This is a genomic window from Pseudomonas sp. B3G-3, from assembly GCF_028640915.1.
In the GTDB taxonomy this organism is placed as follows: Bacteria; Pseudomonadota; Gammaproteobacteria; order Pseudomonadales; family Pseudomonadaceae; genus Aquipseudomonas; species Aquipseudomonas chlororaphis_I.
The window spans coordinates 88,286-104,557 of sequence record NZ_JAQZAB010000126.1 but is presented as its reverse complement, the minus strand read 5'-3'; the positions used below and the strand labels follow the sequence as shown (position 1 = coordinate 104,557).

Annotated in this window: 10 protein-coding genes; 2 read left to right on the top strand and 8 right to left on the bottom strand. The window is 60.7% G+C overall.

The annotated features are described in order from the left end of the window. Positions 1 to 70: 70 nt before the first annotated feature. Complete coding sequence (locus PVZ80_RS27275) at positions 71 to 991, bottom strand: LysR family transcriptional regulator (RefSeq protein ID WP_009046398.1); 921 nt, start codon at positions 989 to 991, stop codon at positions 71 to 73. A 183-nt stretch (positions 992 to 1,174) separates the two neighbouring features. On the opposite strand from PVZ80_RS27275, the gene PVZ80_RS27270 reads away from it, so the two are divergent. Next, complete coding sequence (locus tag PVZ80_RS27270) at positions 1,175 to 2,080, top strand: TauD/TfdA dioxygenase family protein (protein WP_016705029.1); 906 nt, start codon at positions 1,175 to 1,177, stop codon at positions 2,078 to 2,080. A 227-nt stretch (positions 2,081 to 2,307) separates the two neighbouring features. On the opposite strand, the gene PVZ80_RS27265 is transcribed toward PVZ80_RS27270, so the two are convergent. Then, positions 2,308 to 3,924: an alkaline phosphatase family protein gene (locus PVZ80_RS27265; RefSeq protein ID WP_273864826.1), complete on the bottom strand. Its 1,617-nt coding sequence runs from the start codon at positions 3,922 to 3,924 to the stop codon at positions 2,308 to 2,310. Positions 3,925 to 4,146: 222 nt separating this feature from the next. After that, positions 4,147 to 5,091: a LysR family transcriptional regulator gene (locus tag PVZ80_RS27260; RefSeq protein WP_124314655.1), complete on the bottom strand. Its 945-nt coding sequence runs from the start codon at positions 5,089 to 5,091 to the stop codon at positions 4,147 to 4,149. Positions 5,092 to 5,246: 155 nt separating this feature from the next. Between PVZ80_RS27260 and PVZ80_RS27255 the strand changes: the two genes are divergently transcribed. After that, positions 5,247 to 7,616, top strand: a complete 2,370-nt coding sequence (locus tag PVZ80_RS27255) for a TonB-dependent receptor (RefSeq protein WP_210532699.1) — start codon at positions 5,247 to 5,249, stop codon at positions 7,614 to 7,616. Positions 7,617 to 7,706: 90 nt separating this feature from the next. On the opposite strand, the gene PVZ80_RS27250 is transcribed toward PVZ80_RS27255, so the two are convergent. The 5 genes from PVZ80_RS27250 to tssI all read right to left on the bottom strand — a co-directional run bounded on the left by PVZ80_RS27250 (position 7,707) and on the right by tssI (position 16,200). After that, on the bottom strand, positions 7,707 to 8,375 hold the full coding sequence (locus PVZ80_RS27250; protein ID WP_028683875.1) for a hypothetical protein: 669 nt from the start codon (positions 8,373 to 8,375) through the stop codon (positions 7,707 to 7,709). A 267-nt stretch (positions 8,376 to 8,642) separates the two neighbouring features. Further along, positions 8,643 to 9,833 carry a DUF6708 domain-containing protein gene (locus tag PVZ80_RS27245; protein ID WP_273864825.1) on the bottom strand — a complete coding sequence of 397 codons (1,191 nt, stop codon included), beginning with the start codon at positions 9,831 to 9,833 and terminating at the stop codon, positions 8,643 to 8,645. Further along, the gene (locus PVZ80_RS27240) at positions 9,826 to 13,281 is read right to left on the bottom strand and encodes a toxin VasX (RefSeq protein WP_273864824.1); all 3,456 of its coding nucleotides are present in this window, start codon (positions 13,279 to 13,281) and stop codon (positions 9,826 to 9,828) included. Before PVZ80_RS27240 ends, PVZ80_RS27245 begins: the two co-directional genes overlap by 8 nt. Then, complete coding sequence (locus tag PVZ80_RS27235) at positions 13,278 to 14,150, bottom strand: DUF4123 domain-containing protein (protein WP_041985342.1); 873 nt, start codon at positions 14,148 to 14,150, stop codon at positions 13,278 to 13,280. Before PVZ80_RS27235 ends, PVZ80_RS27240 begins: the two co-directional genes overlap by 4 nt. 1 nt (position 14,151) lies before the next feature. Next, positions 14,152 to 16,200 carry a type VI secretion system Vgr family protein gene (gene tssI, locus PVZ80_RS27230; protein ID WP_038583057.1) on the bottom strand — a complete coding sequence of 683 codons (2,049 nt, stop codon included), beginning with the start codon at positions 16,198 to 16,200 and terminating at the stop codon, positions 14,152 to 14,154. Positions 16,201 to 16,272: the final 72 nt, after the last annotated feature.

The following is a 16,272-nucleotide window of genomic DNA, read 5'->3' as shown; positions in this document are numbered from 1 at the left end:
TGCGGCGCCAGGTAGTTGACCACCACGCAGAGCAGGGTGATCAGCGCCGAGACGCCCAGGCGATGGCGTCCTAGGACGCAATGCTGACCTGCTGCCGATCCACCGCCACCAGCACTTCGATCATCTTGCGGGCCGCTGGCGACAGGCGGAATCCCGTGCGGCTGACGATGCCGCAGCGGGCGTTCATGCTCTCGATGTTCTGCGGCAGGTTGCGCCAGTGCAGCAGCGCCAGGGAGCCCTGTTCGATGTCCTCGACGAAGGCCTCTTCGGTGCCCACGCCAATCGCATTGGACTGGCGCACGATCTTCACCAGCGCCGGGAAGTGTTCGGTCTGGATGGTCGGGGAAAAGTCGATGCGCCCGCTGAGGTTTGCCAGCAGCTTGCGGATCCCCGGCGGGATCAGGGTGGTGGCCAGCGGGTAGTCGAACATGTCGTTGGTCGACAGGCTTTCCTTGGCCAGCAACGGGTGCCCCGGGCGGCAGAAAAACACTCCGCGCTTGGGCGTCAGGGGCTGGGTCTGGAAGTTCGGGTCGGCCTCGAAATGGCGGATGTCGGCGATAAAGAATTCGATCTCTTCGCGGCTCAGGCTGCGGCTGAGTTTTTCCCAGTTATCCACCTCCAGGCAGATGCGCACCTTGGGGTGGATGCCGGTGAATTGCGCCACCGCGTCGGGCACCAGTTTCACCGCCGGCGCCGGGCCGCAACCGAAGCGCAGTTCGCCGGCGTCGAGCTTGGTCATCTGCGTCACTTCGCTGCTCAGCAAGGCCGCGCCCTGCACCAGGCTCAGGGCGTGCTGCAACACCACCTGGCCTTCCGGCGTGGGGCGCAAATCCTTGTTGCCACGGTCCACCAGCACGCAGCCGAACTCCTGCTCCAGGCCCTGGATGCTGCGGCTGAAGGCCGGCTGGGTGATGCCCATGGCGTCGGCCGCGCGGACAAAACTGCGGTGTTCGTTGAGGGCGATGAAGTAACGCAACTGGCGAAGATCCATATGCTTTCCCGGCATCCGAAAAATAGCCCGAAGGCATTTGCGACGAGTGAGGAATGAGGTTTTAAATGCAAGCTCTTATTCCGTCAACGAAGCATGTGAATATCTATTAGATCTAAATCGAATATAGATAGAGCGTTGTTTCGCTGCCGCTCAACCGTAAGCAGTCAGACGAGGGTCGACCCGATGAGCAATGCCGCACTAGCCGTTAAACCCGCTGTTCATGCGCTTGAGATCCACCCGGTGGCCGGCCGTATCGGCGCCGAGATCCGTGGCGTGCAACTCTCCGGCGAGCTGGACGCCGCCACGGTCGAGGCCATCCAGCAGGCGCTGGTGGACTACAAGGTGATCTTCTTCCGTGGCCAGACCCACCTCGACGACCAGAGCCAGGAAGCCTTCTCCCACCTGCTCGGCGAGCCGGTGGCGCACCCCACCGTGCCGGTGCGCGACGGCACCCGTTACCTGCTCGAACTGGACGGCGCCGAGGGCCAGCGCGCCAACTCCTGGCACACCGACGTGACCTTCGTCGATGCCTACCCGAAGGCCTCGATCCTGCGTTCGGTGGTGGCGCCGGCCTCCGGCGGCGATACGGTCTGGGCCAACACCGCCACCGCCTACAACGAACTGCCGGCGGAGCTGCGCGAGCTGGCGGACAAGCTCTGGGCGGTGCACAGCAACGAATACGATTACGCCGGGGCCAAGCCGGACGTGTCGGCGGAGAAGCTGGAGCGTTATCGCAAGGTGTTCACCTCCACCGTCTACGAGACCGAACACCCGCTGGTGCGCGTGCACCCGGTGAGCGGCGAGAAGAGCCTGGTGCTCGGGCATTTCGTCAAGCGCATCAAGGGCTACACCCAGGCCGATTCGGCGCACCTGTTCAACCTGCTGCAAAGCCATGTCACCCGCCTGGAAAACACCGTGCGCTGGCGCTGGACCGCCGGTGACGTGGCGATTTGGGACAACCGCTCGACCCAGCATTACGCGGTCGACGACTACGGCACCCAGGACCGCGTGGTACGCCGCGTAACCCTCAAGGGCGACGTGCCGGTGGGTGTGCACGGGCAACGTAGCCAGACCATCAAGGGGCTGTGACGGAGGCCGTCACGGCTCTCTGTAGCCGCTGCCGCAGGCTGCGATAAGGCCGAAGGCCTTTGGCGATCTTGAGACCGCCGCGCCCCTTCGGGTCGATCGCAGCCTGCGGCAGCGGCTACAGGGTGTGTGGTGAGTTTGAGATTTTTCGCGAACAAGCTCGCTCCTACAGGTTGTGTACGGTCCCTGTAGGAGCGAGCTTGCTCGCGATCAGCCGCGCAGCGGCGCTCTCACCACACCCCGATCTGCACCACCTTTTCCGCCTCCGGCTCGCCATAACGAAACCGTTGTCCACGCAGGTCGATTTCTTGGTGGCTGATGGTGGTCCGTCGCTTCAGCCCGCGCAGCCAGTCGAACAGATAGCCCAGATGCTCCTCGCGCACCGCTGCATAGGCCGGGTCGGCGCCGAGGTCGTGGAGTTCCTGAGGGTCATTGAGCAGGTCGAACAGCTGCGGGCGGAAGCCGTCGTAGGCCAGGTATTTCCAGCGCTCGCTGCGCACCATGGTCATGCGGCAGCGGTCGATGGGCTGGGCCAGGCGCTCGCGGGCCGGGGCCTGGAACGCGTAGTCGTATTCGCTGATGGCGTAGCGGCGCCAGTCGCCCGCCGTACCGTGCAGCAGCGGGATCAGCGAGCGGCCTTCCAGCCGGTGTTCGGCACCGGGCAGCCCCAGGGCGTCGAGGAAGGTCGGCAGGGCGTCGATGGTTTCCACCAGGCGCTCGTCCAGCGTGCCGCGGCTGATATCCGCCGCCGCCCGTGGGTCACGCACGATCAATGGCACACCCACTGCCGGCTCCAACAGGAACTCCTTTTCCCCCAGCCAGTGATCGCCGAGAAAATCGCCGTGGTCGCTGGTGAACACGATCAGGGTGTCGTCCCAGCGCCCGCTGCTTTGCAGGAAGTCGAACAGGCGCCCGAGCTGATCGTCCACCTGCTTGATCAGGCCCATGTAGGTCGGCACCACGTTCAGGCGCACCTCATCGCGGGAGAAATTCTGGCTTTCCTGATGCTGGCGAAAGGCGGCATACACCGGGTGGTCGCTGGCCTCGTCGGCGGCGGCGCGCACCGGGGCGATAACCTGCTCGGCGCTGTACAGCGCGTGGTAGGGCGCCGGCGCGATATAGGGCCAGTGCGGCTTGATATAGGACAGGTGCAGGCACCAGGGCTGCTCGCCCTGCTCTTGGATGAACTCGAGGGCGCGGTCGGTGGTGTAGACGGTTTCCGAATGCTGCTCGGGGACGCGAGCCGGCAAGTGGGCGTTGCGCATTTTCCAGCCGCTGAGGATTTCACCCTGTTCACCTTCGGCGGCGTTGGCCCAGTCGTGCCAGGGGTTGCGCCCCTCGTAGCCCTGTTCGCGCAGGTAATGGGTGTAGGGCGCTGACTCGCGTTTGTCGTCGAACAGCGGGCTGTCGGGGAAGATCCCGTCGTGGCGCAGGTAAGGTTCGAAACCGACCTCGTTGAGGGCTTCGGCCTGCTGGCTCTCGGGGTCGATCGCCAGGCGCTGCAGGGCATCGAGGTTGGGCGTGGCGTGGGTCTTGCCCACCAGCGCGGTGCGGATGCCGTGGGGGCTCAGGTAGTCGCCGATGGTCAGCTCTTCCAGGGGCAGCGGCACGGCGTTCCACGCCACCTGGTGGCTGCTGACATAACGCCCGGTGTAGGCCGACATCCGCGACGGCCCGCAGATGGTGCCCTGGGTGTAGGCGCGGCTGAAGCGCACGCCGGCGGCGGCCAGTCGGTCGATGTTCGGCGTGTGCAGATGGGGGTGGCCGTAGCACGACAGGTAATCGCGACGCAGCTGGTCGCACATGATGTACAGCACGTTGCGCACGGGTTGGACGGGGTTGGACATGGGCTTCACCGATCGAAAGACAGGTGAGGGTTTTCGCTGTCGCGGGGCGTTACGACAAGCGCATTTGGCGCATGGTTTTCATGCACGACCTGCATGGGCGAAGGCGCCCCCTGTAGCCGCTGCCGCAGGCTGCGATCGCACCGAAGGGGCGCGGCGATTTCAATATCGCTGAAGGCCTGCGGCCTTATCGCAGCCTGCGGCAGCGGCTACAGGTTTGGTGTTTCAGACTGCGAAGTTCTCCAGGGAACACACATCCTCATCCAGCGCGTCGGTGCGCTTGATCTCCTCGATCATCGCCTCGGCCAGCGGTGACAGCCGGTAGCCGGCGCGGCTGACGATGCCGTAGCGGGTGTACAGCTCCTCCAGGTCGTCGGCCAGGCCTTCGATTTTCAGGCACACCAGCTCGCCCCGGGCGTTGTGCAGGGCATCGCTGTAGGCGCCGATGATGCCGATCGCATCCGAGCGCATCACCACGCCGAGCAGGCTGTAGCTGTTCTCGCATTCCACATTCGGAACGAAATCCGGCCGACCGCTGAGATCGACCACCACCTTGCGCAGGTTCGGCGGGCGGATGGTCGCCGCCAGCGGGTAACTCATCAGCTCGGCGGCGCTGACGCTTTCCTGCTCGGCCAGCGGATGCCCGGCGCGGCAGCAGAAATGCCATTTGCGCGGGCGCAGGCGCTGGGTCAGGTAATCCGGGTTGGCTTCAAACTGCCGGGTATCGGCGACGAAAAATTCGAACTCTTCGCTGAGCAGGCGTTTGCCCAGGGTTTGCCAGTCATCCACCTGGAATTGCACCCGCGCCTTGGGGTAGCGCCCGATAAAGCTGCCGATGGCCCTCGGGATCAAGCCCGCCGCCGGCGCCGGCCCGCAACCGAAGCGCAGCTCGCCGGCCTCCAGGCCGTTGAACTGGCTGATCTCGTTGGCCAGTTGCTGCGCGCCGCTGACCAGCCGCCGCGCATGTTCGAGCAGCACCAACCCCTGTTTGGTCGGCGCCAGGTCCTTGCGCCCGCGATCCACCAGCTGGCAGCCGACGCTGTGTTCCAGGGCCTGGATGCTGCGGCTGAAGGCCGATTGCGACAGGTTCACCGCCAAGGCGGCCGCGACAAAGCTGCGCTGTTCGGCGAGGGCGATGAAGTGACGGAGCTGGCGCAGATCGATATGCATTTTTCACATTGAAAATATCGGGGAAATGCATTGGCTATGCATTAGGTCGACTCTTTATAAAGGCAATCTCTTATTCCGTAAATCTTATTAAAAACATAAATAAATAACTTAAAAGAATATACGGATCAGTCTGTTTTTTTGCCCAGGAGCCGCCCATGAGCCCGTTGAACCTTGTCTCCCCCCCTTCGCCCCGACGGCTCAAGCGCCTGCCGCTGGCCCTGCTGCTGGCCGGTAGCGCCGGCTGGTCCCACGGCTATGCCGCCGACGCCGAAACACCCGCCGAGGCCCCGGCCAAGACCGATGCCGCCCGGCCCGCCGCCAGCGGCCAGCTGGAAACCGTGACCGTGACCGCGCGGCGTCGCGAGGAGAGCGCCCAGGACGTACCGACGCCGATGAGCGTGATCGGTGGCCAGGCCCTGGAGAGCCAGCGGGTCTATCGCATCCAGGATCTGCAGCAGCTGGTGCCGAGCGTCAACGTCGCCTACATGCACGCGCGCCAGTCCAGCGTGTCGATCCGCGGCCTGGGCAACAACCCGGCCAGCGATGGCCTGGAAGGCAGCGTCGGGCTGTACATCGACAACGTCTACCTGGGACGGCCGGGCATGGCGGTGTTCGACCTGATGGACATCGAGCAACTGGAGGTGCTGCGCGGTCCCCAGGGCACGCTGTTCGGCAAGAACACCACCGCCGGGGTGATCAACATCAGCACCCGCGCACCGAGCTTCACCCCCGAGCGCAGCATCGAGACCTCGGTGGGCGAGGATGGCTACTTCCAGACCAAGGGCACCATTTCCGGGCCGCTGAACGACGAGCTGGCCGGGCGTTTTTCGGCCTATCGCACCCGCAGCGACGGCGATATCAAGAACGAACACGACGGCCATGACCTCAACGGCGGCTCGCGCCAGGGCTTCCGTGGGCAGTTGCTGTTCAAGCCCAACGAGAACTTCAACCTGCGCTGGATCGGCGACTACAACGAAGAGGATTCCAGCGCCGGCACCCGGGTGCTATACAGCACCGGGCCGACCATCAATGGCGTCAACCAGTACCAGTCGCGGGCCACCGCGGCCGGCGCCACCCTGGTCGACGGCACACACCGCAAGGTCAACCTGGACAACGATCAGCATGTCACGGTGTTCCAGGGCGGCACCTCGCTGGAGGCCAACTGGACCCTGCCCAGCGACTTCACCCTGACCTCGGTCAGCTCCTACCGCTGGTGGGACTTCACCCCGCGTAACGACGACGGCCTCAATGTGCCAGCCAGCTATAACGCCGGGGTTTCGGTGGAGGATAAACAGTGGTCCCAGGAATTCCGCCTGGCGTCACCGACCGGCGGTTTCTTCGATTACGTGCTCGGCGCCTACTACTTCGGTTCCGACCTCGATAACAAATCCTTCGCCTATTACGGACCCAAGGCGGACATCTGGAACGGCACGCCCACCGGCGCCCTGAACAACGTCACCAGCATCGGCAACGGGCATATCCGCACCGACAGCTTCGCGCTGTTCGCCCAGGGCACCTGGCACCTCACCGAGCGCCTGGATTTCACCGCCGGCCTGCGCGGCACCTATGAAGAGAAAAGCGCCTGGGTAACCCGCAACGCGCCAGTGGGTGGTGCCGCGGTGACCGGTGCCGCGGCCACCGCGCGGCGCGGGCGGGCCGGGGCCTACGACTCTGGCGACCTCAACCAGTACAGCACCAGCCCCTCGGGCCTGCTCAACCTCAGCTACCGCTTCACCGATGATTTGCTGGGTTACGCCACCCTGTCCCACGGCGAGAAATCCGGCGGGGTCAACCTGGCGGTCGGCTCGGCGCCCACCGCGGGCGCCGACTCGCTGCTGATCGGCACCGAGCGCGCCAACAACGCCGAACTGGGTTTCAAGAGCACCCTGTGGGACAAGCGCCTGCAACTCAACGCCAACCTGTTCTGGACCCAGGTCAACGGCTACCAGACCAACGCCTACGACGCCAACAACCGTGTGCAATACCTGACCAACGCCGGCTCGGTGCGTTCGCGGGGCGTGGAATTCGAAAGCACGCTGGTCCCCATCCGTGGCCTGACCCTCAACCTCAACGGCTCCTACAACGACGTGCGTTACCTGTCCTACAAGGACGCGCCATGCCCACCCGAAGTCAGCCTGCGCCCGGGCGCCCCGGCCTCCTGCGACCTCAGCGGCCACCAGGTGGTCGGCGCCTCGAAATGGATCGGCAACGCCAATGGCGAATACAAATGGAACCTGGACAACGGCCTCGAACCCTACGTCACCGGCAGCTACGCCTTCCGCTCCAAGGCCGTCGGCACCGTCGAGGATTCCGACTACGGTCAGATCCCCAGCTACGCGGTGGTCAACCTCTCCACCGGCCTGCGTGGCAACTATGAACAGGGACAGTGGGACGTGTCGCTATGGCTGAAAAACGCCTTCGACAAGACCTACTACACCACGCTGTGGTCGGGGGGGAATGGCGGCTATGAGGGACTGTTGGGCACGCCACGAACCCTTGGCGTGACCGGCCGCTACGACTTCTAACCGGATAACCTGTGCTTCCGTAGGAGCGAGGCTTGCCCGCGATAGCGTCCGCCCTGACCCACCACGGCGTCCGCATCGCGAGCAGACGGCTTATTTGCAGCTGTAACCATCAGGCATGGTCACCGTGTAATTGCGCTGTACACGGTCGCGGAAATCCAGGTTCTGCAAACCCTGCTCAACGACAAAGGCCTCGACCTTGGCGTCCTGGCAATCGTCGTTCTGCGACGACACCCGTAGCAGATAGACCGCACGCCTGCTGGCCTCGTCCCTGGCCGTCACGGTAAAGGTGGTCAGCCTGGCGTAGCCGGTCCGCTCCGAAGTGCCCACCGGGCCATAACTGGTGTTGGGCGTACTGGTGCAGACCAGCTTGTCCTTTTTCTTGCCATCCTTGCACACCGTGGAGGTGCTGGTCGGGACCTGCCCATACTCAGTGGCGGTATAGCGATAAGTCACCCGCTTGCTCTCGATATCCAGCGTCACCGTCATCTTGATCGGCGCATGTTTCTTCGGCAGCGTCGCCTCGGTGAACACCTCCCGGAACCCTTGGTCCTTCATGGCATTGACCATGTCGCGCAGGTAATAGCGGGCATTCAGCGAACTCTCATCATTCCCCGTCGTAACCGTCACCAACACCGGCGCCTGCCGATCAAATGGATAGTCCGGATCCGGCGTGCCATTGAGCGCTACGTCGAGCTTGGTGGCGCAGCCAGTCAACAGAATGGAAAGCAGGAACAGCGGGTAAAGCATGTATCGAGTCATGGGATCTTCGTTGTGCAGCGGTGGATGGGATAGGGATTAGACGGATGACAGCGGGAATAAACAAATGAGGGAGAATGCGGGGGCGATAGTATTTTCGTCACTCTCAGTGAAGGGTTTTTACTTGAACCGCATCGCTGTCGTCGATGCGGGCAAGGTTGCCGTTGGCATACTCGCAGCGGTAGGGGTTGTGGTGCTGGCCGTACTTTTGCTGGCCGAGCTTGTAGTGCAGCTTGCAGCTAGCCGCCGAGCCTATTCATTGATGCTCAATCAATGCAACCCCGCAGTTTTACACGCTTCGACAAAAGTCGCGCCTTTCTTGTCCATGGCGGTTTTAACTATTTGATTGGCTTTTACCAAGGCAGTGCTTGGTTTTGCCCACTGCTCTGGTGGTAATGGTTGTGACCAGGTTTGCACTTGTTCCGGCAGGGTAGGGCGCCCCTTGCGGTGACTCCATTCAGCCAGCAGATAAGGCATCTTCCAGAAGCTCAGCACGCGCCAGATGTACCAGCGCCGTAGCGGCCATGGGGATCGCTTGGAGTAGCCATAATGCTCTCGCTGTTCCGGAGTCAAGTCTTCTCCGCCATCGTCCAGAGAACCCATGGCGCGAGCGTCTTCGCGTTCTATTTCAAAGGTGTGCAGTCCTTCGTAGGGTTTCAACCTATCCCCGGTCGGAATCAACCCCAACGCCTTGAGCATCGGGTTCGGCGTATCCACTAACTGTCCGTCTTCCATGTAGTTGCGGATCGACGTCCACATCCCCAGTGCGTGTGCATCGCTGGGTTGTGGCAGCAGCACAAACTGCACCTTGTCCTGCTCTTCATCTTCCAGGCCCATGCCAAAGGTGTACTGGCGTGTGGCGCCATAGCTGGTGACGCCTTGAGTGTTGGCAACCCAGGCGACGACACTTTCCCAGGGGACAATCAGGACGCGATGGGTTTTGCTGTCGACGTAACAGACTTCGCGGCGTTGCCGGTTGAAGCGGACGGGGTAGTTTTTTGCAGCGGCGTAGACGCTGGATAGCATTCCGTAAACGTAGGCGCCAAATGGAAGGATGAAGAGAAGTGACCCAGCAGCGAACACCTGCAAAAAGCCCCCAATAATATCGAAAAAATTTCGATCAATCCCGGGAGGGCTATAAACGGTTAGCCAGATACAAATAAGAACAGGCGCAATGAATGCTGTACCCAAAACCATCCAGATTGCCGCGGCCAATATTTTTCCTTGTTCAACCATCCCCCAATTATTTCCACCCAGTTCCAGAAAAGTATCGTTCATCTCCGAAAAGTTACGGCGCGATGCTTGTGCCTGTCCTGTGTAAACCGGCAGAGGCGAGAGGAACAGTGTCTCGTTCAACCCCTTGGCACGGATCTCCCCAGCAGATGGGCGCTGGCTGCGGATGTCTGGTGCAGGTTCAGTGGCTGCAGTTTTGTTTTTACGGTTGAACAGATTTCTAAACATCGACAGTCGCCAAATCATCTTTTTTGAAAAGTCTGAACGATGACTTGCCTGTACCGACGGGCAAGGAGTCAACTGGCTCGAGTTTATAGGTGCCTTGCGTTTTAATGCGTACACCATAGGAATCGATGATGTGCAGATCACGCAGGAAAAAACAGGTTTGGTGGATTACATCGCGTTCAGCTTCCAGTTGATAGGCGATATTGAAAGCCAACGCGAAACCTGGGGTTAGCAAAGAGTCACTGATCGGCAAGTGGAGCGTCAGTGCTTCCTTGCCTTTGCTGACGACAATGAAACGCGTCGCCCAAGTGGCAGTGCATTCCCTCCAGCGCAGAGGGGGCAAGCCAGGGCTGTAAGCTTGAGAAATGGGCTTATCCCGGTCTTTTTGATATGCCTGTAGCTGCAATTTACGGCTGTCCATTTCCTGTGTACTGATACCGGGCAGTATCAGTTTCAGATAGGTTTTTTTCTTGTCATCGTGGATCAGTTCACAAGTCGGTTTCTGCACGACTTTCGCCAGTTCATTCCACTCATCCTGTACACTGCGATTCCTGGTCTTGTTCCCCCAGACGCTGCTCTCCATCCATTTTTGTAAATCGTCCAGATTGAAATAGTTGTAAAGACCTTCACCCACCAGTTGCAGGGCGGTGGCGATCAAGCCTATCAGGTTGGCGCGTGCCCCGATGGCCAAAAGTCGTGGGCTGGCCTCGGCCCATGCCAGGGCCCGCAGCTCGGTCGATGTCTTCATGATGTTCTTGACGATAGAGCCGGTGTGCTTGGCTGCCCAGGTATTAGTGCCGACCAGTGTTGCGTCGCCACTTATTTGTAGAGTCGTGGCTCCCAATCCTTTGTAATCGCCCTCGGCCAAAGCTTTTCCCCATTGGAGAGAGTGTTTGCCTAGGTCAATTAACGCTGCTACACCTCCAAACCCAAATGCCCCAAGTCCTGCAATACCACTCCAGCGCCCTAGACGGCTCATGGTATTCAGTCTTCCGGCAGCACTTTCCATTTGCTCGATATGAGCTTGGAATATAGTGACCGATAGTCCCTGAATCGAAGCGAAGCCCGCAGCCGACATCCCCACAAAGGATTCAAGGACTGTCAGCTTGTCAGATAGTGTCGTTGTGCTCTTGTGAACAATGGAACTCATCGCCTCAATAAACTTCTGCCCCTGAATCACAAACAACGCAAATGCGATCCCGTCCCCCTTCGATTTCAGGGCCCCCGCCAGCGGCTTGTTAAACGTCCCCGTAGCCCGGAAATCACGCACGGTTTTGCCCATCTCCGCACGCAGCTGTGGGTCCAGACCATCGATCACCGTGCCAATTTTCGCCGGGCTGTCCCCTCCGACAGTCAAGGCATCGCTGAGCTTGTCTTCTAGCGGTACCAATGCGTTTTTCAGCTGGGTAATACGTTGGTTATGGAGCGCTTCGCTCCCCGGTGCTGAAGAGCCTGTAGCTTGCCGCATCAATTCCCGATTGCGCAGCTTGTAGGTTTCCTTCAACTGGCTGCGCAAGTTTAGCGACTGGTCTCGGGTCTGGTTGAACGCCGCAATTTCTGAGGCTGAAGCCGCACGCAAGGTCAGCCCCTGGCGGGAGAATTCGCGAAGCAGTTGCAGGCGCGCGGGAGCTCCGATATTGCGGATGTAACTGTTGGGGTCAATGTTTTGCGCGCGGGTGAAGGCTTGGTGTGCCCTGTCCAACTGGTCGGCCACCTTCAACTGACGTGCTGGGTTGTAGGCCTCGTCCAGCATGCTTTGCAAGCCCATGAACTGAGTGTTCAGCTTGGCGTAGTTCGGCAAGCGTTCGGTCATCAGGCTGTGGAACTGGTTGGTCAGCACGTTGACGTTGGCAAGGTTTTCTTTGGCTGAGATCACATTGATCGTGAAGCTGCTCAGGTCGGCCAGTTTCTTCGCGACGTCGATTTGTGCCGCCAGGGTCAAAGTATCAAGCCCAGGCACCACAGTCAGCAGGTTGGCTTCCATGTACGCAGCCAGTTTTTCAACTGCTTTTTGATCCGCACACATGGCCGCCACGCAGACAAATTCGGTTTCCAGGCGATGTTTGATTTGCGCATCGAGCTTGAAGTCGTAATACCAGGCGGCACGGTGAAAGAGGCCACCGGTAAACATATTGACGCGGTCTTCGCGGATGTTTTGCAGGCGACTGTGCCAATGACTCAGCAGCATTTGCTGCTTGACGAGGAACGCCTCCATCACCGGCCGGTTGACCAAGTCGTCGACACCGCGCTGACCAAGATCCTTGCCATGCAATGCGTACCAGCTTTGCAGGCTCAGTTTATTCAAAGTGCCTTGGTGTTTACGGTAGAGCGGATCGCCCAACGAATCCGTCATGTCCATATAGGCTCGGGCATAGGGATCCGTCTCGGCCATTTTCCGCCAATGTGCCTCGTCGCCATAGATCCCCGGGTCAAAAACATCCCGCCGAACCTTCAGATACTCATAAATTTTCGCCTGCTGCTCTTCGTTGGTGTCGTCTTTCAACGCCTGTACATCCGGGTCCGTTTTACTCAGGGCGTCGAGCCGTGGTCCGTTGACGTCATACAAAGACTGGACATAGGAACCAGTCAGGTACTGGGCCTGGCACTTATCATCCGCACTCCATTGCTCGATCCAGTCAGCCACTTTCAGCTGGGCACTGGCCAGATCGCGCATGACGCCAATATCGTCGCGCAGCACTAGAAACAGGTAATCATCCTTGTACGGACCCTGCACTTTGCTGGTCAGAGTTTCAATCGCGGTATCTTGAAATAGCGGCTTATCTTCCCAGTGATATGCCTTTTCCTCTTCGGGATTGGCTCCCTCGGGCAAGGCTTTGGACGGCGGCAGATTGGTGACGCCCTCTGAGTCCGGTTTTGAAGCGTTTTCCGCTACTTCGGCCAGCCAATTTTCCGCCTGCTGTTTGCTCAACAAATTCTCGCCGCCCTTTTCCGGGCAGACACTCGCCAGTTCGACCAGTTGCATCAAGCGTTTGCGCTCATCCTTGGACATGAGCACTTGCGAGCACTTGAAGGCCGTCCACTGAATTTCCGAGTAACTGGCGTACAAGGTGTGCTTGCGGGTGAACACCAGATGTGGCTCGCCGACCGAGCTGGTTCGCGTGTCGCCCGACACCTCCTGGCTGTTCCACAGCAGTTTGGTGATCTGGCCTTTTTCGACGCGGTATTCGTGCAGGTAACCGGTGGTGCCGTTGACGATGTACAGGTAGCCATCGCGCAGCAATCGGATACCCAATGGCTGGCTCTTTGTTTTGAACGGCATGGGCAGTTCTGAAGCCGGATCGAGGTGCTGGACCAGTCCATAACGCAGCGGCAGCAACTGCACTTTCTTGTTCATCAGTTGACACGTCCCCATGGGGACGCGGGTACCCTTGGCGCTTTTAGCCATGGCTGCGGTGTTTGCGCTGGTTTTTGGCGGTTGTTGAGCAGTCACAGTAGGCTTCCTTGTCGATCAGCGGCACGGCTTTCTGCCAGTTCGGCGGCGCGTTCCACACGCTTCAATGGAGTGTCCGGCGTCGATAACGTCAGCAGTTGAAGGATGTCGGGGTGCTCCGTCACAGGTTGCCCGGCCAGATAGCCGAAAACATTCGCGTAGAGAGTGATTTCCTGTTCAGAGGCAAAGCCCTGCTGATAGGCATCATCCGCGACCTTCTGTGCATACCGACGACGTTCGGGCTCCGCAAAAGTCGCCATGAAATCCGGGAAGTATGTTTGCAAGTGCTCGCTCAAACTGGAGACGAAGTTGCGAAACTCGACTTCCCCCAGGGCTGTGAGTTCCTGGTCGCTCAGTCGATAGGTCTCTGGTTCAGCAATGGCCGGATCGGGACGCTTGTGTTGCCACCAAGTGGTTTCCACCCCATCAGGTAGGCAAACGTGCGCAAACGGGCCAAACCAGCGGGCACTACTGGCTTGTTCCGCAAGGCCGAACAGTTGATGCATTACCGCTGGGTCGGCAATTCGTGGCATGACCTCCACGTCACTTGGGTGTTTCACGGTGAGCAGATGGCGCCAGTGGTCCCATAGCGTCTGAACATTGGCATTACTGAATAACAGATAGCCCCATTCTTGGGCCGCATGTTCCCGGAAGTACGACAGAAGTGGATCGTTTGCGCCTTTCAGAGCGATCAAATAGGGTGAGATGTCCGAAAGATCCTGCCAGCGCGTGGTCTGGTAAAGGTTGTAGGCCGGGTTATCCCATTTGTGCAGGTGTTTGGCCAGATTGGGAACGCTGACACCGTCCAGCAGCAGATAGGTGGGTAGGTTCCACGGTAGATCAATCGGAAGCGGAGGGAATTCGATCATGTTATTTCTCGCCCTTCTGTGCGGCCAGTTTGGCGGCTTCGCAAATCGCACAAATCGGTTTCTTCTGCATCAACGCCTGCCGTTGCGCTGATATCAGCAATTGCCCGGCCTTATCCGTATCTGCCTGCTGCAATGCTCCAGGCAGCAGCGGTGCTGCTCCGCTGCCGCTGCCCGGGCCGCCGCCGGAGTTGACCTTGACCTGCGGGCCGCTGATGGTCACGCCGCCGGCGTCGAGCTTGATAAAGCTGCCGCCACCCTTGAGGGTCAGCTCGCTGCCGGCTTCCATCACGACCTTCACCCCGGCATTGAGGTGGATCTCCTGGCCAGCTTCGATGAACTGCCCGGTGCCGATCTTGATGTGCTGGTTGGCGCCGACGGTGAGGTGGTCACTGGCGCGGGCTTCGACCTTGCGGTCGGCGTGCACGGTGTGGTGTTCCTCGGCCTTGAACTCGCTGTAGCTGTTGGCCTCGACCGTGTCGTGGCGTTCGTTGCCGACGCGGATCTTCTGGTCGTGTTCGACGTTCTCGTCCCAGTCGCGCTGGGCGTGCAGGAAGATCTGTTCCTGGCCCTTCTTATCCTCGATGCGCAGCTCGTTGTAGCCGCCGCCACCCGGGGAACTGAGGGTCTTGAAGGTGCTGCGGGTCTTGTTCGCCGGCAACTCGTAGGGGACGACGTTTTCCTTGTGGTACAGGCAGCCGCTGATCAAGGGCTGGTCGGGGTCGCCCTCAAGGAAGGTCACCAGCACTTCCATGCCGATCCGCGGGATGGCGATGCCGCCGTACTGCGCCCCGGCCCAGGCCGAGGACACGCGCAGCCAGCAGCTGGTCTTGTCGTCCGACTGGCCTTCGCGGTCCCAGTGGAACTGCACCTTGACCCGACCGTACTGGTCGCAGTGGATTTCTTCGCCCTTGGGCCCGGTGACCACCGCGCTCTGGCTGCCGAGGATGCGCGGCTTGGGATGCAGCAGCGGCGGCCGGTTGGGCACGTCCCAGGGCGTGGCCTGGAAGCGGTTGCGATAGCCCTGGTGGAAGTCGTCCTTCAAGGCTGTGGTGTCGCTGGTCACCGACTCTTCCAGCACCTGCGGCTGCTTGCCTTCGTGGACGATCTCGGTGAGCAGCCAGAGGTCGTTCCATTGCGCTTTCGGGTGCTCGCTCAGGGCCAGGAAATGCCCGCTGACCAGCAGCGGCTGATCGCTTTTGCCCTCGGCCAGCCGGTAGTCGCTGCGGTGGCGTTCCAGGGCACGCTTGGCCAGGTGCTTGCCGCGTTCGCGATCGACGAAACGGCCGGGGTAGTCGTAATCCTCGAGGTCCGGCTTGAACTCGCTCTTGGCGTCGCTCTCCAGGGTCAGGCGCGGTTTCTCGAAGTCGTAGTCGCGGCGGGTGGTGCGGCTGGTGCGGGCCTCCAGGCGCAGGTCGAAACGCTTGATCACCGGGTCGTTGGCGACCATGCCGGAGTCTTGCTGATAGGCCACTGGTGCCAGTTTCGGGAACACCGTCTGGTCATCGCCGAAGACGATCTTGTGGCTGTCGGCGCTGTGCTGGAAGTGGTAGTGGATACCTTCTTCCTCGCACAGGCGCTGGATGAAATGCAGGTCCGATTCGTCGTACTGCACGCAGTAGTTGCGCTCGGGATAGATCGAACCCAGCTGGAACTGGTAGGCATTGCTTTGGATGCCATGTTCTTCGAGGACCTGGCCGATGATTTTCGGCACCGTGAGGTTCTGGAAGATGCGTTGGTTGATGCGGTGCGCGAGGTAGGCCAGGTGCGGGCGCACGGTCACCGAATAGCGGGTCAGGCGCTTGCCGGAATCGCCCTGGGCGACGCGGTAGATCTGCCCATGGATGCCGGTGCCGTTCTGCGCCAACTGCAGGAAGGCCGGTTTGTGCAGCAGGCTTTCCAGGTCCAGGGTGGCCTGGGCGCTGACCAGCTCGACCTCGAAGGCAAAGGGCTGGCTGATGGCTTCCCGTCCGGTGAAGGACAGGACCTGGAGGTCGTTCGAAAGCCCCTCGATGGTCAGGCTGAAGTGAGTCTGATTGGCCGGCGCGAACATCCCTTGTTCCTCGTGCAGTACTGCCGCGTGGGTCGAGCCCGGGGCCGGGCGCCGACGAACGCAAGAAATCCC